The organism is Bdellovibrio sp. KM01 (genome assembly GCF_013752535.1).
GTDB lineage: Bacteria > Bdellovibrionota > Bdellovibrionia > Bdellovibrionales > Bdellovibrionaceae > Bdellovibrio.
This window is the reverse complement of record NZ_CP058348.1, coordinates 1,352,269-1,372,948: the sequence shown is the minus strand read 5'-3', so window position 1 is coordinate 1,372,948 and position 20,680 is coordinate 1,352,269. Positions and strand designations below refer to the sequence as shown.

Below are 20,680 nucleotides of genomic sequence, written 5' to 3'. Positions count from 1 at the left end.
AGGCACTACCTTGATCTTGCGATTCCTGTATTCGAATACATTGGTCGCAATAAGCTTTTAATCCGTTTTCGAAGTTCAAGACTTTCATTTGGAGTATGAACGACCATTTGCGGTTTATTCAGAGTATTCACGAGCGCAGTGACTCCAAAAAAATTGCGGAACAGATCCCGAGCAATTGTTCGCATTGATTTACTCTCGCCAATCCTAATGTGAGTCTATACAATGAATTGGGGTGGGAGCTTCATGAAATTCAATTTAAAAGTCTCAATAATGAATGTCGCAAAGGGACTTTTCTACGGCTGCGCTTTGCTGACCGTCGCTTATATCACGCTGGAATTGCCGCTCTTCAATAGCATCAAACTCCAACTGCTCGGCAAATCCACCGTGCAAAAACGACTAAAAGAATACGGCCCCAAAGTAAATGCGAACCTGAAACCTTTATTCCTCGCAAAGGGAGTGATCTACCCACCCAAAGATATCACTCTGCTTTATATTAAAGCGCAAAAAAATTTATCCTTATTTTCAACCGATCAAAATGGAAATCCAAAATTCATTAAAAGCTATCCCGTGTATGCTGCCAGCGGAAAATCCGGACCAAAACTACAGGAAGGCGATAACCAAGTTCCTGAAGGCCTTTATGGAATTGAAAGTCTCAACCCCAATAGCGCCTATCACCTGGCATTGCGAATTAACTACCCGACAGATTTCGATAAACAGATGGCCAAAGAGGAAGGTCGAAAAAAGCTTGGTTCTGACATTATGATCCATGGGAAAAGTGTTTCGATTGGATGTATCGCAATAGGTGATGAAGCCATCGAAGAACTTTTCGTTCTGGCGGCACAAAGTAACTATAAAAACTGGAAGGTGATCTTATCGCCCGTGGACTTCAGAAAGGTCACAACGGCGCCGGAACCCAAAATTTTTAAACCCTGGGTGCCAAAGCTTTACGAAAATATTTCTGCAAACTTAAAAAATCTGCCGCTCAACTAGTGTTTGATATCTTTTAGAATGACACTCGCAGCGCCCCGGTATTTGCGACAAGCTGACGAGGAGTCTGTAATTCGGTAAGTGACCTTTAAATCCCAAGTATCTTGGCGCGACCAGGAAACACGATCATATCGGCACGTTATTCCATCGATATATATCGAAGCGCTTTCCGCAAACTCCAAACCACTTGCTGTTGTTGTAAATACTCGACAAGCCGATAGTTCACACAGCTTGGTATGGTTTTTTTCGACATAAAATACTTTGGGTTCGACTTCGTCGGTAACGGCACTGGTTTTTTCGTCTAACTGAAAAGAACCCGCCGCCACCGCCTTGCAATCATTTTGATCAAGCACCAAGACATGATATTTCCCGGCAACAGGACGAAACATGGAATAGGATCCCGTAAAGCCAACGCAAGCTTCTGCAGCTCCATCGACGAAAAGCAATGCCGCTAACACCAAGATATTTCGCATGACTCCCCCATTTCTTAAAATAATAAGTGTAGCCAGCGAATTTCCACTGTGTCAGGCTTAAACGGAGGACTCATGATGCGAAATATAATTTTCACCTTCGGACTTCTGACTTCCACTACTGCTTTTGCTAACAATTGCCCTGATTTGACAGGTCTCTATCAAATGGCTGAGGGAGCTGTGGTTCAATTTCAAAGTGATGAGTGCACTCGTTTGATTCGCTGGAATGGTTTTACAACCAAAAAGGGCGAGATCGTGATCTCTCCGGAAAAACAAGTCTTTCAATTTGATGGATCCCCCGTTTGCACGAAAGAACGCTGTCAAACAGCGAAAGCCACGGTTGACAGTGTGATCTTTAGTTTAAATTATGAAGGTTACGTAAAAATCAAAGAGCATGGACTATGCGCACACAAGCAATTCGCTTTGTCACTGGTTGACGGTGGCGACCTGCAGACGACCTACAACGTGTATAATTGCGATGATGGCTTTAGCGGAAGCGCTGTGAAATCATTCCCGCGCCTACAGTATCCCGAGAACCTATAAAATCGCGGGCTTTACTTCACCGGTCAGAGTTTCCTGACCGATGGTTAAATCTAAAGTCCCCTGTTGAACCAACAATGTCCAACGATTGTTCTTTTCAATTTTTTCAGCGGCCGCTTCCAAAAACTTAGGATCAAAGGCAAACATTTCAAGTTCCTGGGCGCGATGAACTTCTCCGCCACGAACTTCCGTCAAAAGAACTTCGGGATTTTTATAAGTATATACTTTGACAAGCTTTGCAACTTTCGAAGCCTTATGCAGCTTGCGTGCTGAAGGATTCCCAATTTCAATCCACAGGTTCACAGAGTTTTGAAGTCCCAGCTTACGCAAGGCGGGAGCTTCAGGATCGGCCAAGCCCCCTGGAGTAAACTCCAAACGTTCTTCATAGGACAGGCAGTACGCCAGAACCCGGCTTAACATATAGGGATATGTTTCCGAAGGATGCTGGGCCACGCGAAAATCCAAGGACTCGTACACACCACGATCAATGTCGGAAAGTTCAATTTGAAAGCGATAGAGCACTAGCCCACCTTTGCCACTTAAATGGAAAAGCCGGCAAAACCGGCTTTCCTAAAAACACTAGCATATATGTTCGGAATTAGCGAGAAGTTGCCAAAACACGAAAGCAATGTCCCAAAACTCCCCTAAAAAAGGGGGAATTTTTCTTTAGAAACTGTCTGCAGGACAACGGGCTTTGCGCAGTTCATTTTCCACGTCTGCAGGAGAACCCATCAACCGGTGGAATTTATCTGACACCACTTTGCCACAAGAATTATAAACCACGCGATTTAAAACATAGGTTATATTCCCACTGGAACTCTCCCCTGTCACAATCCCCGAGCAGACGACTTTCTGACGGGAACCGCAGGACTTCGCCTCGGCGGAGTGAGCTCCCAAGAGAACGGTTAGAATGAAAAAAGATGCGATGTGACGTTGCTTAACCCGTGCTGAAGTAATCATGGCATTCACCTTCCTTGAGGAAGAAAGATAGCAATTGCTGTGCCGAAGATTTTAGAAACACTTTGCACCGGACGCGGCGTTAGAAATCCACCTTACGCACAAAGTGACAAGTATAACCTTCGGGATTTTTCTGCAGATAATCTTGGTGTTCTTCTTCGGCCTTCCAAAATTCCCCGGCTTTTTCCAGAACCGTGGTGACAGGTTTACCCCACGCTTTGGATTTATCGACCCGAGCGATCACTTTGTGAGCAGTTTCTTTCTGCTGATCAGACGTGTAAAAAATCGCGCTGCGATACTGAGTGCCGATGTCATTGCCTTGACGATTTAAAGTGGTGGGATCGTGAATTTTGAAAAAATAAAGCAGCAAATTTTCATAACTCAACTGCTGTGGATTGAATTCGACTTTCACGGTCTCTGCATGATTGGAAGTACCCGTATGCACAATATTGTAATTCGCATTCGGAATCTTACCTCCCATGTAACCCACTTCAATATGTGTCACACCCGGGAGTTTGCGAAGCAACTCTTCCATCCCCCAAAAACATCCTCCGGCAAGGTAGGAAACTTCAGTTGGAGCATTCGCCTTGGGCTTTGCTTTTTCTGCCGTTTTTGCAAAAGCGCCAAATGCCAGAAAGGTTATAAGGGTCCAGAGTGTCAAAGCAGATTTTGTAGTTTTCATAACATCAGTATAGCAGCAATGACTCAAACTAGTCCAAAACATCTCTTTTTTTAAAAAGGCCTGGGTATCCCCCTTATTTTTTGTGTAAACTAACAAGGTTCATGGAGGACTAATGAAGTTATCTACACTGAAGTGGATCGTAGTACTTGGCACTTGCATAGGTACTAACTCAGCTCTGGCCGCACGATTTACTCTGGCTCAAGGTACGGGTTATCGCATCGAGCCTGTCTATGGTATTGAAACAGTTTACCGCGATTATCCTACAGCCCATTTGCAAACAAGATCCATGTACGGTCTTCGACTTAGCCTGGGTGTGGATTTGCTTTCTTTAGAAACAGAATACTCCAAAGCCTCTGATACCGAAGACTACTCGACAGCTCCTGAAAAAGTTAAAACCGATGATGAGCGTTTAAAGCTCGGGATTTCCTCCACCTACCGTGTGGAATGGTTTCATATGACGGGTCGCGCCGGTGCGCAAGCCACGCAAACGATTCGTGAAACCACGTCCGGTGGTGTGATGACGACAGATAAGCGCCCGATTCAATACAATCCCTATGCGGGTGCTTCCATCGGGGTTAACTTCGGACCGGTTTCTATTAACTTGAGCTCGACGGTTGTCTTTCGCGACAACGATTGGGATAAAAGCGACGTCCAAAATACCATCTCGGCCGGTGTGGGATTCTAAAAAGCAAAAAGCCAGTGAGTTAACTCCCACTGGCTTTTTTTTATCACTACATTCGTTGGTTCAATTTCAAGAAATTGCTGTGCTCTGAGAGAATCGTTAGATACTTCAGCATCACTTCCTGAGGATAGTTTGCCGTATCATTGTACTTTGTCTGGAACTCCACGATCAGCTGATAAGTCTGTTCGTTATTGAGGTCTTTCACTTCACGCAACAAAGCCTGCTCTGCAATACCATAAGCGCTCAAGCTCATTTCCTGGTAAGTTCCTTTTAGGAAGCTTTCGGCTTTGCTAGTTACGAAAAGTTTGTGATTTTTATAACCTTCTGAGTCGGCTGCGCGGAAAGACAGATTTTTCGCTGTCAATTCTCTGCGGTAGTGAGTTGGAATCAGCTTACCGATTTTGGCAATCATTGACTCATAAAGCTTTCTCGCACGGCTATCAGGTTTGTTGGCCTCCTGACGTTTTTGGAAATCCAACGCAATCTTGATCAAAGATTCACTCGTCACAGGACGGCAGATTTGATCACTTTGCAAAGATAGCATAAACACATCGAATGTTTCGTCTGCCATCAATTTATACCCTTGCTCCAATGCCCCATCTGCACGACTGGAATTGTGACGCTCAGCAAAGAAATTCAAAAGTGTCAGAGTATAATCAGTCGAAGCGAAAGTTGTTTTATCAGCTTTCAATGTCACAATAAAATCAGCAACGAATTTATTAAACTCCTTCGTCGCATATTTTTCCTGCCAAGATCCCTGCGTACTGCCTTCAGCACGAGAAGCCCAAAGCTGTACGATATCCAGTTTCTCTTTCAAAACAGCATCGAATTTCTTATTACAAGAGCTTCCGTTGTCGTTACCTGGAGGAACAGGGCTGTTACCACTTTCACGCAGTGCCAGCTTTGGTGCTTCTTGAGTGGAGATCGCATTGAAATCCAATACGGCACTTCCGCCCATGGCTTCGGCTTGAATTTCGATAGCTGAGATCAGAGAAGCGGAATTCAGATTTTCGGAGGACAACTCTTTGTCATTGTCACTGATAGTAACGCCATTAAAAGCTTTTACGATGATGCGTTCGCTCTTATCCGTGATCAGATTCACGCTGATGATTTTCACTTTGCCAGATTTTGGTTTCGCTTTAATGAAAGTCAGTGGGAGGGGTTTTGCTAAATCCAGAGCATAAAGGTCTCCCCCGTTTTTACGGGAGATATCGTTGATACGAACAGCTCCTTCGAATTTGTTCTGTGTCGCTAACACAGAGACCTTTTCAAATGAATTAAAGATTGATGTTTCTGCTTTTGCCAGCATGGGAACTTGCAGTAGCAGCGCGGACGTTAACACTCGCTTCGCCAAATGACGATCCATAGTAGTTTCCTTTCAGTTTATGAATGATCCTCGTTCTCTCGACTTACGTCTGAGTGATGATTTGAATCTCTAAAAGAGAAAATCTCGAATGAAGATTGACTTGCATGCTTAAAATCAAAGGCGCCTATGTCAGAAAGCAAAACTCAGTAGCACTTATCTGTAACTTATGATACCCTGCCGGAATCATGATATTTACGATCATTAGCAGCCATTCTTTTTCCAAAATGCTGCCACCTCAGTGTGGTTTGGTTTTGAAGTTTATTTCTTAAGCCGCAGAGTCTGCTCTGTGGCTGCTATCGCTATCTAGTCGCATTTAAAATATAAAAATTAAATACACCCTTACTAAAGGAGACCGTTTATGGAGAAACTTCCATCATTAGTCATTTCACGCGAGGACTACGAAAAAATATCCGCCATTCTTTCATTTGCAAAAATTGAAGTGGCAGAACTTCTGGAAGAAGAATTAGGCCGTGCCCAACTTGTTTCGGCTGACCAACTTGAAAACGATGTTGTAGCGATGAATTCCACAGTGACCTTTACTGATTTGGATTCCGGCAAGGAACAGGCCTTGACGTTAAGTTATCCCCATGATGCCAACATGGAAATGGGCAAAGTTTCGATCCTGGCCCCCGTGGGTGCGGCCCTGATCGGACTTCGTGTGGGACAAACTATCGACTGGCCGTTGGCAGACGGTAAAGTTAAACGCATTCGCGTGGTCTCCGTCGCTCGCGCTTAAATAAAAGATGGGCATCCTCCGCAGAGGATGCCCAAGGGACTATGGGTTTGCACGGCTTGTTCTGGGGAGAACTATTTTTTGGAAATCGTGCAAGTGCTTTGGGAGCTTTCAATTGAGGACTTAACTCCATTAGATTCTTGAATATAAGGAGTTTTCAAAAGAGTCGTGATCGTTTTTACGCCATCGACTTCCTGTTCAGTCGTTTCGAAGTCATAAACAGGAACTTCAACACCGTTTACTAGTTTATAAACAATCTTCTTAACGCCATCTTTTGATCTTGAGATCTGGTCGTAGGAATTTTCAGAGAGCTGGGGTTCACTCCCGGAAGCGCTAGATACTTTCAAAGTACCAACTTCCTTAACATCACCATTTTCCAAGGTCGTCACAGTTTTTGCTTCATCGGATTCGAAAGTACTGTCTTGAGAAGAACTCAATTCGTATTCACCGTTCTTGTTTTGCATATAGACTTTGAATACTTTCGTACCTTTATCGGAGATCTTTTCGACCACGCCGTCTTTAGAGGCAGAACGAACAGAGTCGATGATTGTTTCATATTTCATCTTCACTGCTGGAGTCTCTTTGGTTTCCGGAATGGAAATAACCTCCACGTTTTCACAGTGAATGTTTTCACCGTTCAAAGATTCTGCCTGGGCAACGGCTTCACTGTTTTTATCTTCACTTTTGCTAGAGCTACAAGCAGCGAGTGCGAAAGAGATTGCTGCGATCACTGATAAAGATTTTACGGAATTCATAATTACCACCTTTTCCAAATTTAGTTTTTCGAATTTGTTTTACCAAACTCGCTTTGGTGGTGGCTTTATAGCGCCGTTTTTTTTGAGTGGGGATTTTTTCCTGCGGCACTAAATTTATTTTTAAAACGCAGCGTGAATTGTCGTTTTCATTCTGTACTGGTACCAGATTCGAGTACAGAGGCTGCTTTGCAAATTCCACAAACTGCAATGACAACTCTCGCGCAAATAATTCCGCGAATATCCGTGACTAAAATAAGAAAGTTGTCCCACGCGGCGACCTCAATCACGATATTGGACAACTTTCGCTTTCGAACTACATCATTTCGGACTGACTGGAATAGGAATCTGGTGCCGGCTGATAGCGAGAATTTGCGTGAGTCGCGCGATGCTCGCGAATCAGGGACGAAAACACTTCGCGGCCTTTTGCTGCCAGCGGTGACTTCCAGTCACGGAACCACTCTGCGACCATGGCAATCGTAGTATTTGGAATGGCTCCGGCTTGAATCATGCGCTCAATGGCCATTTCATGTTCTTCTTTGGATTGTCCAGCGACAGCATCTGCAACAAAAGTCACCTCATACTCGTCTCGCAAAGCTTCAAGAACTGGGTAAGCCAGACAGATTTCAGTCCACAGGGCACAAAACACCAGTCTTTTGCGACCCGTGGTTTTCACTGCTTTCAGAAAAGATTCGTCTTCCCAGGCATTCATGCTGGAGCGATCGATCTCTTGCAACTCAGGAAGTTCTGCGCGCAATGATTTGATAGTCGGTTGATTGACTCCCATTTTTACGCCCACTGTGCTTAGTATCACCGGAATATCAAACGCCACAGCGGCCTTTGTAAGAGCACAGACATTAGTTTCAACCATATGTGGATCGCTGGAACCAATACCTTTAAACATCTCAGGTTGATAATCAATCAATATAAGGGCACACTCGCTGGCGTCCCAGGTTGCTCGGTTTCTGCTCATAAGTTCTCCTTGTAGAAAATATTCTTTTCTGGAGAACGGATTGGGTGAAGCGATTTGCGACGGGTTTGTTATATCTCAGGCAAGACCATGGCATCTATGTTGCTATTTCCTGAAGGAACTTACTGACACTAAACATATGAGTGCTGAATTCGGACTTCAGGGCAATTTTACAGCCTTGTTTATGTTTTAGACGGTGGTGTCTTTCGAGGAGTGATGTATGAAAAATCTGATGGGAATGATCCTAGTACTGTTTTTGACAGCGACGTCAGAGGCCAAAATCCTGGTTATTTCCGATATCGATGACACCTTAAAGGTCTCCCACATTCTGTCTAAATTAGGCTCCGCAACTTCCGCTTTTGACGATGACAGTAAGTTCGTGGGTATGGCCGAGATCTTTCAGGATCTTGAGTCCTCACATAGTGATATAGAATTTCATTATGTAAGCCTGGCTCCCCAGGTTTTGATGGGCGAGCAGCACGAAGATTTCCTCGAGGAAAACCACTTTCCGGTCACTGAACTTCATATGAATAAGGGCATCAAGCAAGACCCCGAATTAAAACAAAAAGTAATTCGTCGGCTCTTATTGGATAAAAAGCCGGAGCTGGTTTTATACTTCGGCGACAACGGTCAATTCGACGCCATCGTCTATGATCAGATGGCGAAAGAATTCAGTCGTATTCCTGCACTTACTTACATTCGTGAGGCTTACTCCAGTCGTGGCGAATCCAAACATCCTACGATGCCAGGGCAAATCGGTTTTGTGACGAGTGTTGAAGTTGTTATTGATTTGATCTCGCGCAATATCTTGCCAAAAAGTTCATATTTGCAGATTCAAGACATTGTCTATAAGAGATTAATGAAGGATGATGGCGACGAAACTTTTGGTAAGATGGTTTTCCCAGGCTGGCAAGACTGTCGCGATTTCAAGTGGATCTGGGACGTCAAAAATCCAACTGAAAAACTTCGTGTGATCAAATCTATCATTCAACAACGCTGTCAATAAGGACAAACACCATGGCGAAATTCTCTGATTATGGCCTCTTAGGCTCATTGGTTAAGACATTAAAATCGAATCAAATTACGAATCCCACGGAAATTCAAAGCAACGCGATTCCCACCTTGATGGGGGGACAATCTGTGGTGGGTGTTGCCGAAACTGGAAGCGGTAAAACCTTGGCTTATGCACTGCCTTTGCTACACGCATTGAAGTCCCTTGAGGACGCAGGCCAAGAGGTGACAGAAAACTCCCGTCCGCGCGCCGTAGTAATGGTCCCAACGCGCGAACTGGGGGAGCAGGTTTCCAAAGTTTTTAAAACTTTGACCCATGATACTCGCTTGCGCGTCCGCCCTGCTTTGGGTGGTATGGCGATGGAGCAAGCTCGTCGTAACACCTCCGGCCCCTTTGAGATCTTGCTTGCAACTCCCGGTCGTCTGATTCAAATGATGAATCTTAAATACATTGATTTGACGGATGTACGCATGCTGGTGTTTGACGAAGCCGATCAAATGCTGGATAAAGGATTTATTTCTGACTCAAATAATATCTATTATGCCTGCCCGACCGAGGTTCAATTAGCTCTGTTTTCAGCGACTGTCTCCCCCGCCGTCCAAGAACTGATTAACGGGATGTTCGCGAAAGCTGAACTTTACCGCAGTGCGGGCGCCGGAAAAACGGTCAAAACTTTAGTGACACAAAATCGTATTGTGAAAGACGGCCGTCGCTGGCCTCTATTAGAAAAGATTTTGAAAGAACCTGCTGAAGGCGGAACGATTCTGTTCGCCAACACTCGTGAGCAATGCGACAAACTGGCCCAAGAGCTTTCTGATAACGGTTATGCCGCTGTGATTTATCGCGGGGAAATGGAAAAGGCCGAACGCCGTTCGAATCTAAAAAAATTCACTGACGGCAAAGTGAAGCTGTTGGTGGCAACAGATCTAGCCGGTCGGGGTTTGGATATTCCAAATGTGGATCGCGTGATCAACTATCATCTGCCGAAGCAAAAAGAAAATTATCTGCACCGCGCAGGCCGCACCGCCCGTGCCGGTCGTAAAGGTGTGGTGATTAACTTTGTGACGGAACGTGACGAACGCTTTATCGCAGATCTTGAAGGCAGAAAACTTCCGGAAGACCGGGATAAAACTAAATTCAATTCCCGTGCGAAACCGCCGGTGAAAGCTTCTGTGAAAAAAACGGGTGGCAACAAGCTCAGCAAACCAGGCAGTCGACCTGGAAAGCCGATGACCAAATCAGCACCAAAACCAAAATCTCGCTCGGCGAGAAAATAAAAAAACCCGGTCACTTTCAGTGATCAGGGTTCTATTCAATGTGCTACCTGACTGTTAGAAACTTGACGCTTTACCCAGGGTACCGCGTCCGCTTTCTTCATTTTCATCCAGTGGCAGAAATTCTGCAGAAGCCTGGGCTTTGGACTTTGATGGGCCGCGCTTCAAACTGTGGATTTTTTTAACCACTGCTGTTGCTGCAGGGGCCGCAACCGGCACCGCACGCTCACCTGAAATCAAGAAGCTTAAGTCTTCCATCATTCTTTGCATTTGTGTTGATTGAGCGGAAATTTCCTCTGCCGTGGATGCGATTTCTTCAGATGAAGCCGCATTCGACTGGGAACTTGAATCCAGTTGATTCATGGCTTTGGAAATCTGCTGAATACCTGTCGATTGTTCACCGGAACCAGAAGAAATTTCTGCCGCCAGATCAGAAACCTTTTTAACCGAGGTGACGATATCCGCCATTACGGCACCAGATTTATCGGCAACTTGAGTTCCGCGTTCAATTTTATCCACAGAGTCTTTGATCAGACCTGTGATATCTTTCGCCGCTTCAGCAGATCTTTGTGCCAGAGTACGAACTGCCTCGGCCACAACCGCAAATCCCTTACCTTGTTCACCCGCACGAGCAGCTTCAACTGCCGCATTCAGGGCCAAAAGATTTGTTTGGAATGCAATATCGTCAATAACGTTAATAATTTCTTCGATCTTGCGGGAAGACGCAGAGATATCAGACATTGAGCTGACCAGAACATGAATTTCTGATTGGCCACGTTCTGCCGATTCGCGAGAAACCGTAGAAAGACCTGCGGCTTGTTTCGCGTTATCAGCATTCAAATTCACCATCGAAGTCATTTCTTCAAGACTTGCCACTGTTTCTTCTAAACTTGCCGCAGCTTCAGTTGAAGATTGAGACAAAGATTGACCCGCTGCTGAAAGCTGTTCAATAGCCGCAGTCACTTGAGCACCTGCTTCGCTGATTTTGCCTGAGATACTACCAACGGAGCTAGCAAGCTTATGAGCAATAAACATCAACACGAAGAATAAAAGTCCGCAAGATGACGCCCCCACAATACCAGTCCACATGCGAGCATCCGCGCGCTCCTGCTTTTGCTGAGCATTGAACTTGGCGCTATTTTCTGAGTAAAAATCTGTGATTTTATCAAAAGACTTTCTAGCGATAGCACCTATGGTTTGCCATTCGCCTCCACGCATTTGCTTCATGACGCGTTCATTGCCTTCCTTCGTCCCCAACTTGAGGTCTTTGATAATTTGCTCGTTGATTGAAAAGTAGGCTTCGCTTTTCTCTTTAAACGGAGCATAAAGTTCCATTTCACCAGGAGAGAATGGAGCCGCTTCGTATCTTTTTAGACCTTCGCGGAATTCTTTTAAGTGGCCTTCCAAGTTCTGAATATTTGTATTTCTGAATTCAGTGTCTGCCAAATCGACCCCAAGGACCATCCAGATTCGGTAACCCATGCTCGCGCGAGCTTCCATTGCGATACTCAGTGCATCCATATTTGGAATCGTGTTTTCATACGCAGAATCCAATCTCTTACCCAGATTGTCCGTCACTGAAAAACCGATCCAAGTCATTATACCTACTGCCAATACCGGCAGCATCGTTGAAAATAAGAGGCGTCCGCGTATGCCTTTAAACCAAATTGCAATATTCATCTAGATCTCCATCAAAATTTCTTGAGTAATAGAGTATCGTGATTCTTCCACAGATTCTTAAGCACAATTTAACAGTATGAATTAACTCATAAAATTTCAGAGTATTCTCACATAAACCCGTAGTTTCCATCTTTGTGATTTAAAGAATACGAAGTCCAGTGAGGTGTTCTACCTGATCAATAGTCGAGCGGTACTGATTCCAATCCGCGTTGTCTGAAGAAATGTCAGAGGCCTTTGCACAATCAGTCGACTCCCCGACAGGGGCGGCACTTCCATCTGGAAGAGTGTTGGGTAAAATTACCGCCAAAGCCGGTGTGTTTTTCGTGATATCTTTCGCCGTCTCGTGAGGCTCCAATAAAAATATGATTTTAAAATTTTTAGACGGCACGGGAATGTCATTATTCGGTCCGATCGAGCCAAAATTTTGATCATAAATAGGACCCGCCATGATGTAGGCCTTTTTCTTTTTGAGGGAAACAAGATCGCGGGTATAGCGCTCCAAATTTTCCCACAGCACACGATTTAAAAACGCCGTTTGTGGAATCATATTACTCATCGCAAATGTCGCTTCATTGTCCCGGGCACTATCCGTTCTGTCGGCAGAGGGCACCTGGTGGCCCCGATCAAAACAAGTGCCGCGATATTCGGTCGAAGTCACCGCCCGATAATTGCCGCCTTGTTTTTCCAGAAAAGCTTCAAGTTCTGAATCTTGAGAAAAGCCATTGGTGCGATCGGCATTTCCCAAGCGCGAAGGATCCAATTCCCAAGCGGCCCAATTGAGCGAGCGATTCTGTTTGTTATATGAAATGACATATTGTTTTCTGGAAATGATAATCTCCGGTGCATTGGTCGCGGGCAATTGCAGAGCAAGATTGACGTTTTTCTCGAGCGGTACATTTCCAATCACACCCTCGACAACGGCAAGGCTTCGCGTTTGAAAAGCAAATGTGATCAATAAAAAGAAAATCGTCGGCAATTGAAACTTCAGCGTCTTCATCTTGAAACTCCTTCTTCGCCGACCCTATTTCAGGAAACCAAAAAAGATGAGTGTGAAAACAGAGTGCTGTAATTGTTTTGAAGCTCTGACAAATTTGGGCTCCCCAAATGGAAATCAAGTCGGACTAAAGAAAATTGTCACATCCTCTGCAAATTCCACAAGCATCGCCCCAGGGAATCTCACCTGGGCTCGGTGGTGACTGGGTGGGGGGATGTAAATATTCCTCTGGTAACCAATACGACGGCAATGGGCCTACGACTGCATATTGGCTATACATTCTAAGGGGCTGGAAGCAGTACTTTTTTGCGCAAAAGGCACTTCCCCCCTATGCTAAAAAGGCCAAATCTGGTAAAAACGCCCCCATGCAAATAACAGATTTGAAACGCCCCGAACTGCTTCTTCCGGTTGGTACAAAGGATATGGCTTTGGCCGCTATCCATAACGGTGCCGACGCTATTTTTATGGGCGTGCCCGGCTTTAATGCCCGCGGCAGAAGTCACGACTTTCAAATCGAAGAGGTCAAAGACATCATCGATACTTGCCACCTTCATGGCGTGAAGGTAAACCTGGCTTTCAACATCCTGATTTTTCAAAACGAGCTTCGCGGAGCCGTTGAAGTTCTGCAAAAAATCCTTCCCCTAAAACCAGATGCTTTCATCGTTCAAGACTTGGGTTTGATACGTTTGATTCGTCAAATGGCTCCCGAGCAACGCATACATGGTTCGACGCAAATGAGTGTCACCAACGCTGAAGCTATCACCTGGCTTGATGACTTGGGCATTCAACGTTTTGTTCTAGCCCGCGAAAACTCTCTTAAAGAAATTCACGCCATCAAACAAAACACGAAGAAAGAAATTGAGGTCTTCGTGCATGGTGCTTTGTGCGTAAGCTATTCGGGCCAATGCTTTACTTCTGAAGGTATCGGTGGTCGTTCTGCCAATCGTGGTCAGTGCGCGCAAAGCTGCCGCTTTACTTACGAAATGCATGTCGATGGAGAAAAGCGTGACCTGGGTGGCAAGTCCTTCCTGGTTTCTCCACAAGATCTTTGCGGTATCAACGAAGTTCCAAGTTTGCTTGAAGCGGGTGTAGATTGTTTCAAAGTTGAAGGCCGTCTAAAAACTCCTGAATACGTGGCAACCGCTGCCCGCAGCTTCGATGAAGCGATCACTTCGGCACAAAATGGCCAATCCCTTCAAAATCCGATTCTGCTTAAAAAACAAATGGCGACGGCTTTCTCCCGCGGTTTTTACAGCGGCTGGTTCCATGGTGTGAATCACCAGGAACTGGTTGAAGGTACATTCAGCGCCCATCGCGGTTTTGAATTCGGTAAAATCATAAAAGTGAACCCGACCTCTTTGGAAGTTGAAATCACTGAAGACAATGCTCAACAGGGTCTTAAAGCTGACTTCATCCAAGCCGGTGACGGAATCTTGTGGGTTTATAAAGATCGCAATGGTCAAGACGCTGAAAAAGGCGGCTTTGTATTCGCGGTTAAATCGCTTTCCCCTCGCCGTTTTGCGCTGGAGTTTTCAAGAGACATCGCGATGGAAAGTTTCTATAACGGCGCTCGTGTTTTCTATAACCACGATAAAGATCTTAAAAAAGATGTCTCCTTGAGTGTTGAAGACAAACAAAGAAAAAAACGCCTGCCCGTGACTGTGCGTGCGGAAGCCTCTTTAGGCCAGCCTTTGAAAGTTCAATATTCTGATGGCAAGTATACCGTGGTCGGAACTTCCGAAAACATCTGTGAGCCCGCAAAAAACAAGGGACTTAACTCTCTTGATTTGCGTGAAGAGCTTTTCGCTTTGATGGGAAGCCCTTTCCGTGGTGAGGGTTTTGAATCTGAATTGGATTCAACAACTCCCCTGTTCTTGCCAAACAAACAAGTAAAAGAACTTCGCCAAAAACTAATCAAAGAATTAACCGACTTGCGCATTCAAAATGGCGCAGCTCCGGCTGTCACGCCTGACGCTCAAGTCATGGAATGGATTTCCAGCAAAAAAATCACATCTCGCACTGTGGAAGGCCTTAAACTAAACTTGCTTCTTCGTGACAAGGGTCAGGTTGAGGACGTTGCGAATGCTGTTAAAAACGGAGAACTGCAAGCCTCGGATATCAACCTTGCGATCTTGGATTTTGAATTCGGTTTGGATTTCGAACCCAGCTTGAATGTTTTAAGAGCTCAAAATGTCAGAGTCGGCGTTGCCACAACTCGTATTTTAAAGCCAAACGAACAACGTAACATCAAACACTTGTTGAACCTAAACCCTGACGCCATCCTGGCTCGCAACCTGGGGGCTGTTCAATACTTGCAAGCCAATAACTTCCAAGGTCAAATCCTGGGTGATTTCAGCTTGAACGTTGCCAATCATTTGACAGCGCAATACTTGCTCGACAAGGGCCTTTCTAGCGTGTGCTTGGGTTACGACCTAAACCACGTTCAGGTCAGCGAATTGATTCAAGCTGGTCAAGCAGAGCGCTTTGAAGTAACCGCTTATCAATACATGCCAAGTTTCCACATGGAGCACTGCGTGTTCGCTGCGTTCCTAAGTAAGGGTACGAGCTTTAAAGACTGCGGCAAGCCTTGTGAGAAGCACGATGTGAAATTGAAAGACCAATTTGGCAACTGGCACCAAATCAAGCCAGATCAAGAGTGCCGTAATACGATGTACAATGGTAAATCTCAATCAGCTGCTCGTTACGTCAAAGAATGGGAATCTCACGGTCTGGGCTTTATTCGTTACGAGGCTTTAAAAGAACGCGGTTCTGAATTGATCACCAAGATCAAAGCACATCTTGATTTCATCCAGGGGAAAACAGATCTGGACTCTTTGATTAAAGACCTGGGTAATGTCGAAAGCTATGGTCTTTCTGAAAGCCATTTCGGCAGAGAAAAAGAATATCAAAGTCGTAAAAAATAGCTGTCCCCCGAAACACGGGACAGCCATTCGAAATTTAATCCGTTTTAGGCTGCAACTTTAACGCTGTCACCCTGCTGTTTACCCGACACCATCCCCGTCAAATTGCCGACTCCACTCATCAGCGATTTTGATTGAGCAGACAGCTCTTCGGCGGAAGCGGCTGCTTCTTCCGAAGAGGCCGCATTCTGTTGAGTCACTTGATCCAACTGGTTCATCACTTGACCTATTTGCACGATACCAGAAGACTGCTCTTCGCTTGCGTGCGCGATCTCATCATTAATTTCCGAGACCTTACGCACCGACAAGACGATTTCAGCCAGCACACTGCCTCCGATTGAAGCCTGTTTAGAACTGCGCTCTATTTTTTCAACACTTTCACTAATAAGTGTCGTAATTCCTTTGGCAGATTCCGAACTTCGTTGTGCCAAGTTACGAACTGCCTCTGCAACAACAGCGAATCCCTTACCTTGCTCTCCCGCGCGGGCGGCTTCGACCGCAGCGTTCAAAGCCAAAAGATTCGTCTGAAATGCGATATCATCAATGACTGTTGTAATTTCTGCGATCTTTTTGGAATCCGCGGTAATACTTTGAATAGAGGAAATCAGAGTCTTAATTTCTTGCTCGCCTTTGATGGCAATATCTCGAGTTGAACCGGCCAGTGCTGCGGCTTGCTTCGCATTGTCCATGTTTAAACGAACCATCGAGGTCAATTCCTCAACTGTCGCAACGGTCTCCTCTAAAGAGGCGGCTTGCTTACTGGAAGCCTCGGATAAAGTTGCTGCGGTTTGTGCGATTTGTTGAGACGCGGAAGAAACTTGCGAAGATCCCTGTGCCAGGTCATCGCTGACACTCAAAAGATCTTTAGAAAGTTTAGATGAGAAACCAATACTTACCGCAAGACCCAGAAAAATTCCCACAGCCGAAATAACCATCAGCATAACGTTGTTTGCCTTGGCCGTTTCGCGCGCGTCATCCACCCATACCTTTTGTTGATGAGTTAGAAATGCCCTGAGTTCAATCGCCGCGCTCATAAACGCTTGTGCACTTTCGGGACACTCTTTATAGAAGATCGCCGTCATATTCTTGCGACCTTCTGCGGTTCCTATCTTTTGGAAATTTAAAATGTTACCACCAATGGCTTTGAATTCCTTCCATCTTGCCAACAGCGGAGTGACAAGTTCTTTCTCTCCCGGAAGAAGATTAGATCTTTCAAACTTTGCTAATTCGGTGTCGACATCTTTAATGGCGGCCATCGTTTCTTTAATGGCTTGCTCTTCCTGAGCTGGGGTAATGCCTTCAAGGCCTAAAGTCCTGATCGAAATTCGAACTTGTTTAAAGCCCAAAAAGACTGAGTCCGTGGTAATGACATCATCTAAAACTCCCCGGGCCACATTCTCATATTTGTCCTGGGTGCGGGCCTGTCCCCAATATGCAAAAGCAGCCACGCAGACAGACACCAAACTCATCCCGATTCCTAGACTCACCAATTTACGCCCAATAGTCATAGTTACCTCTAAATTTAAAACACTAATCTCTGGATACACCATATGTAACGGGTGCCTCAGCGTTTCCTTATAGGGCTAAACTTTGAATTGTTGCTTACCTTACCGACTCTTAATTGGCTAACTGGACGGAGTTGAGGGGAAGTCATAAAAACCGGCCTGGAGCCGGTTTTTATTTATTTATCGTAATGAAATTTCAAATATTTCTCGTACTCTCGCAAGACCGAACTCATCACCCCTTTTAAAAGCTCATCAAATTGGGGATCTTGTCCTTGCTTGCCATCCATGTTTAAGAAGTCATGGAGAATTTGTTCTTCACGAGCGGCATTAAAAAATGGCTGCCCTTCTTGCTTTTTGATCTCCCAAACTGCCATGGTCAACTCACGACGACGCAATAACAGTGCATGGAGCTCTTTATGAACCTGATCAATTTCCTGGCGAAGGCTGGCAATTGTTTTCATTTCTGATCCTTTTAAAGACTAATCCAAACGGAACAGGGCGAACTTCAGATAACGAAGCTCTTCCATTGCCAAGGGATAAGGATGGTCAACCGGCTGTCCACCGATGTAAACCAATGTCGCCTTTTTACGTGCGCGAGAAAAAGCCTCCTGGCAAATATCCATGAATTCTTTCGTGGAAATATGGCTTGAACACGAGCTCGCAGCAAAAAGTCCTTCAGGGTTTACCAGTTTAATCGAATTCGAAAAGACCTTGGTATATGCCGCTTTCGCCTGCTCCACGGACTTTTCATTCGGTGCAAAGCTTGGAGGATCGGTGATCACGATGTCGTATTTTTTCTTTTCAGCATTCAGTTGCTCAAGATAGGCAAAGGCATCCGTGGCCACATCGTGGTGGATCGTCGCTAGGTCATTGATCTCGAAATTACGAGCAACGGCTTGAATAGCGACTTTGGCGATATCTACGCTGGTCACTTCTGTCGCACCACCTTTAGCGGCGAAAATAGAAAAACCACCCGTGTAACTAAAAAGATTGAGGACTGTTTTTCCTTCGGCAAAGTTTTGGATCATCTTACGGTTATCACGTTGATCCAGAAAGAACCCGGTCTTTGCAGCATCACGGATGTTCGAGGCAAAAAGAACGCCATTTTCCAAGAACTGAGTCTCAGGCGCCAATGTTCCAACGATGTTGGTCCCCTTCTCTTCAGCATCATTACGGCGCTTTAGATACACGCATTTAATTTGCGGAAATGCCTCCTGGATTTTTTGAGCGATCACAGGAGCATTCCAAGTCTTTTCCATGATCGCGTGGTCATGCTTAATAACCGCCGTGTCGTTGTAAATATCCACGATCAAACCTGGCAAACCATCGCCCTCCCCGTTGATCAAACGAAAGGAGTTCGTAACTGACAAATCGAAGGTTCTGCGGATTTCAACGGCCTTACGCCACTGGCTTTCAAAATAAAGCTCTAATGTGCGTTTCATGTTATTGCGACGAAAAATAGGCTCGTCTGCTAAAACCAACACGCGGAAGCGCAGCTGAGTATCAGCCTGCCAGATACCCAGGGCCAAAGTTTCGCCCTTAAAGTTCAAAAGATGAATGCCTGATTTGATGGATTTGGCGTCGTCAAAGCAGTTGGCAAAGAGCCAGCGGTGCCCCTGCTTCATGTGCTTGGTCACGTCACGTTTAAGCTCAATAGTTTTGATTTCATCTTGAAATGTGACGGCGGCTAGGTTCATTTAAGGGTCTCCAGAGATGGTCTTTTTTAAGCTAATTCCCGATAGCCCACAAGGCCTTATGCACCCCTTCAGATCTCGTTGATAAATTTACAAGCCCCTCGGATCCCAGACAGTTTTTAGAGTGGTTTATTTGACTCAAAATGGTTTCTAAACGAATCTTGCGGGAACCTGATTTCCTGCATCTACTAATATTGGAGCTTCCTTGGCGACACCCGTAAAACTCGATCAAAAGTTTTGGAAAAACTTCGCCAAAAACCATTGGGAAAAAAAGGCCCTGTCCCTGAAAAACGTCCAATCATCTTTACAGGAAATCAGCGCTGCTGAGATCTTTGATCTTTTGGTGCTTTATAGCGATCGCTGCCGACAATTGAACAATCCTGACGGGTTTAAATTCTATATCGATGGCTTTAAAGCGGATGCCGAAGACGTTCTGCAGGTTTTACCTGAAAAAAGGGACCAGTCTTTGCTGGGGTATCATGAGCGTATGAAAAAGCTCTTCCCCGATTACTGCCTGGTTTGCGATGAACTTTTGAAAGTGAACCTTAAAAAGCAGCATCTGCTGACCGACTTTACGGACGAACTGTATCGTCACGTGGGCTTCCCCAATCGCTTTTCTGAAATGGGACTTTATCTTGGGAACTACCGTAAGACGCCATTTGGCGTTCACGTGGATTCCTGTGGTGTCTTTAGCTTTCCCGTGGCGGGCATAAAAAAATTCCGCCTGTGGAGTCAGGACTATGTTCGTAAGAACCCCTCTTTGGATCGAGCTTTCAAATACGATAAGCACAAAAAAGCCTCTGTCCTGCTTGAGGCGGGTCCCGGCGACATGACTTATTGGCCCTCGGCCGATTGGCATATCGCGGAGTCTGATGGATCCTTTAGTGCCACCTGGAGCTTGGGTGTGTGGGTAGATCAACCCCACAAACAGCTTTTCTCGGACTCTTTGAAAGATCTTTTGGATTCTAAGGGTGGAGCCTTGGCTTCTGCGCCAACGACAAAGTTTAAAACTTTGCACAGCAAGACTGGTGAAGTGAGTGAGCTTCCCGAAGCATACCAGCAATCGATTGCATCTTTGCAGAAACTTTCGGCTGCGGAAATTCAAGAGACATTCTTGAAATCCTGGATGCAGCATATTTCATTGCAGGGCTTTAAATCCATTCCGCAGATTGATTTCAAATTGTCTGCAAAGTCTCGTATTCAATTACGCAATCCAAACGCACTCATCCTGTGGCAACAAAGTCAGACTGCCAAAGATAAATACTATTTTAGCTTTGGTGGCGCTTTAGTTGAAACTTCAAAGCCTGCCGGCCTTTTAAAATTGGTCAAGGCAATCAATGATGGAAAGACATGTACAGTGAGCAGCTACTTAAAAGGCGCAACGCTGAAGCAGGATCTGAAGTCCTTGCAAACCTTAGCTGATGCCGGAGCATTTGCTTAATTTTTTTATTTAACCCGTAA

General features: G+C 45.2%; 20 protein-coding genes. 8 read left to right on the top strand and 12 right to left on the bottom strand.

Going from position 1 to position 20,680, the window contains the following annotated elements; all coding sequences use genetic code 11:
• Nucleotides 1–243: 243 nt before the first annotated feature.
• Nucleotides 244–990 (top strand): murein L,D-transpeptidase family protein, encoded by a 747-nt coding sequence (locus tag HW988_RS06810; protein WP_181606788.1) that lies wholly within the window; start codon nt 244–246, stop codon nt 988–990.
• On the opposite strand, the gene HW988_RS06805 is transcribed toward HW988_RS06810, so the two are convergent.
• Nucleotides 987–1,460 (bottom strand): hypothetical protein, encoded by a 474-nt coding sequence (locus HW988_RS06805; protein WP_181606787.1) that lies wholly within the window; start codon nt 1,458–1,460, stop codon nt 987–989. The genes HW988_RS06810 and HW988_RS06805 overlap by 4 nt on opposite strands.
• Nucleotides 1,461–1,532: 72 nt before the next feature.
• Here HW988_RS06805 and HW988_RS06800 point away from each other — a divergent pair, with 72 nt between their 5' ends.
• Nucleotides 1,533–2,000 carry a hypothetical protein gene (locus HW988_RS06800; RefSeq protein ID WP_181606786.1) on the top strand — a complete coding sequence of 156 codons (468 nt, stop codon included), beginning with the start codon at nt 1,533–1,535 and terminating at the stop codon, nt 1,998–2,000.
• Here HW988_RS06800 and HW988_RS06795 read toward each other — a convergent pair.
• The 3 genes from HW988_RS06795 to msrA all read right to left on the bottom strand — a co-directional run bounded on the left by HW988_RS06795 (nt 1,995) and on the right by msrA (nt 3,636).
• The gene (locus HW988_RS06795; RefSeq protein WP_181606785.1) at nt 1,995–2,519 is read right to left on the bottom strand and encodes a YaeQ family protein; all 525 of its coding nucleotides are present in this window, start codon (nt 2,517–2,519) and stop codon (nt 1,995–1,997) included. The two genes, HW988_RS06800 and HW988_RS06795, sit on opposite strands and share 6 nt — an antisense overlap.
• A 144-nt stretch (nt 2,520–2,663) precedes the next feature.
• Entirely contained in the window at nt 2,664–2,957 is a 294-nt protein-coding gene (locus HW988_RS06790) for a hypothetical protein (RefSeq protein ID WP_181606784.1), read from the bottom strand.
• A gap of 79 nt (nt 2,958–3,036) precedes the next feature.
• The gene (gene msrA, locus HW988_RS06785; protein WP_181606783.1) at nt 3,037–3,636 is read right to left on the bottom strand and encodes a peptide-methionine (S)-S-oxide reductase MsrA; all 600 of its coding nucleotides are present in this window, start codon (nt 3,634–3,636) and stop codon (nt 3,037–3,039) included.
• 112 nt (nt 3,637–3,748) lie between these two features.
• Between msrA and HW988_RS06780 the strand changes: the two genes are divergently transcribed.
• Nucleotides 3,749–4,321 (top strand): hypothetical protein, encoded by a 573-nt coding sequence (locus tag HW988_RS06780; protein ID WP_181606782.1) that lies wholly within the window; start codon nt 3,749–3,751, stop codon nt 4,319–4,321.
• A gap of 46 nt (nt 4,322–4,367) precedes the next feature.
• On the opposite strand, the gene HW988_RS06775 is transcribed toward HW988_RS06780, so the two are convergent.
• Nucleotides 4,368–5,684 carry a beta-sandwich domain-containing protein gene (locus HW988_RS06775; RefSeq protein WP_181606781.1) on the bottom strand — a complete coding sequence of 439 codons (1,317 nt, stop codon included), beginning with the start codon at nt 5,682–5,684 and terminating at the stop codon, nt 4,368–4,370.
• Between the two features lie 358 nt (nt 5,685–6,042).
• Here HW988_RS06775 and rnk point away from each other — a divergent pair, with 358 nt between their 5' ends.
• A complete protein-coding gene (gene rnk / locus HW988_RS06770; RefSeq protein ID WP_181606780.1) occupies nt 6,043–6,420 on the top strand; it encodes a nucleoside diphosphate kinase regulator in 378 nt (125 codons plus the stop codon).
• 71 nt (nt 6,421–6,491) lie between these two features.
• Here rnk and HW988_RS06765 read toward each other — a convergent pair whose 3' ends face one another.
• Complete coding sequence (locus HW988_RS06765) at nt 6,492–7,172, bottom strand: hypothetical protein (RefSeq protein WP_181606779.1); 681 nt, start codon at nt 7,170–7,172, stop codon at nt 6,492–6,494.
• Between the two features lie 313 nt (nt 7,173–7,485).
• Nucleotides 7,486–8,142, bottom strand: a complete 657-nt coding sequence (locus HW988_RS06760) for an isochorismatase family protein (protein ID WP_181606778.1) — start codon at nt 8,140–8,142, stop codon at nt 7,486–7,488.
• A gap of 217 nt (nt 8,143–8,359) precedes the next feature.
• Here HW988_RS06760 and HW988_RS06755 point away from each other — a divergent pair, with 217 nt between their 5' ends.
• Together HW988_RS06755 and HW988_RS06750 are read left to right on the top strand one after the other, a co-directional pair.
• A complete protein-coding gene (locus HW988_RS06755) occupies nt 8,360–9,145 on the top strand; it encodes a phosphatase domain-containing protein (RefSeq protein WP_181606777.1) in 786 nt (261 codons plus the stop codon).
• Between the two features lie 11 nt (nt 9,146–9,156).
• Nucleotides 9,157–10,428, top strand: coding sequence for a DEAD/DEAH box helicase (locus tag HW988_RS06750; protein ID WP_181606776.1), 1,272 nt, complete (start codon nt 9,157–9,159; stop codon nt 10,426–10,428).
• 54 nt (nt 10,429–10,482) lie between these two features.
• Here the strand turns inward: HW988_RS06750 and HW988_RS06745 are convergent, their stop codons facing one another.
• Nucleotides 10,483–12,105 (bottom strand): methyl-accepting chemotaxis protein, encoded by a 1,623-nt coding sequence (locus HW988_RS06745; RefSeq protein WP_181606775.1) that lies wholly within the window; start codon nt 12,103–12,105, stop codon nt 10,483–10,485.
• 139 nt (nt 12,106–12,244) lie between these two features.
• Nucleotides 12,245–13,102 carry a DNA/RNA non-specific endonuclease gene (locus tag HW988_RS06740; RefSeq protein ID WP_181606774.1) on the bottom strand — a complete coding sequence of 286 codons (858 nt, stop codon included), beginning with the start codon at nt 13,100–13,102 and terminating at the stop codon, nt 12,245–12,247.
• Nucleotides 13,103–13,464: 362 nt separating this feature from the next.
• On the opposite strand from HW988_RS06740, the gene HW988_RS06735 reads away from it, so the two are divergent.
• The gene (locus HW988_RS06735; RefSeq protein WP_255490244.1) at nt 13,465–16,023 is read left to right on the top strand and encodes a U32 family peptidase; all 2,559 of its coding nucleotides are present in this window, start codon (nt 13,465–13,467) and stop codon (nt 16,021–16,023) included.
• Between the two features lie 44 nt (nt 16,024–16,067).
• On the opposite strand, the gene HW988_RS06730 is transcribed toward HW988_RS06735, so the two are convergent.
• The 3 genes from HW988_RS06730 to HW988_RS06720 form a co-directional block, all read right to left on the bottom strand.
• A complete protein-coding gene (locus HW988_RS06730) occupies nt 16,068–17,528 on the bottom strand; it encodes a methyl-accepting chemotaxis protein (RefSeq protein ID WP_255490243.1) in 1,461 nt (486 codons plus the stop codon).
• Nucleotides 17,529–17,701: 173 nt separating this feature from the next.
• Entirely contained in the window at nt 17,702–17,986 is a 285-nt protein-coding gene (locus tag HW988_RS06725; protein ID WP_181606772.1) for a chorismate mutase, read from the bottom strand.
• Between the two features lie 18 nt (nt 17,987–18,004).
• A complete protein-coding gene (locus tag HW988_RS06720) occupies nt 18,005–19,222 on the bottom strand; it encodes a class I SAM-dependent rRNA methyltransferase (protein WP_181606771.1) in 1,218 nt (405 codons plus the stop codon).
• A gap of 202 nt (nt 19,223–19,424) precedes the next feature.
• Between HW988_RS06720 and HW988_RS06715 the strand changes: the two genes are divergently transcribed.
• The gene (locus HW988_RS06715) at nt 19,425–20,660 is read left to right on the top strand and encodes a JmjC domain-containing protein (RefSeq protein ID WP_255490242.1); all 1,236 of its coding nucleotides are present in this window, start codon (nt 19,425–19,427) and stop codon (nt 20,658–20,660) included.
• Nucleotides 20,661–20,680: the final 20 nt, after the last annotated feature.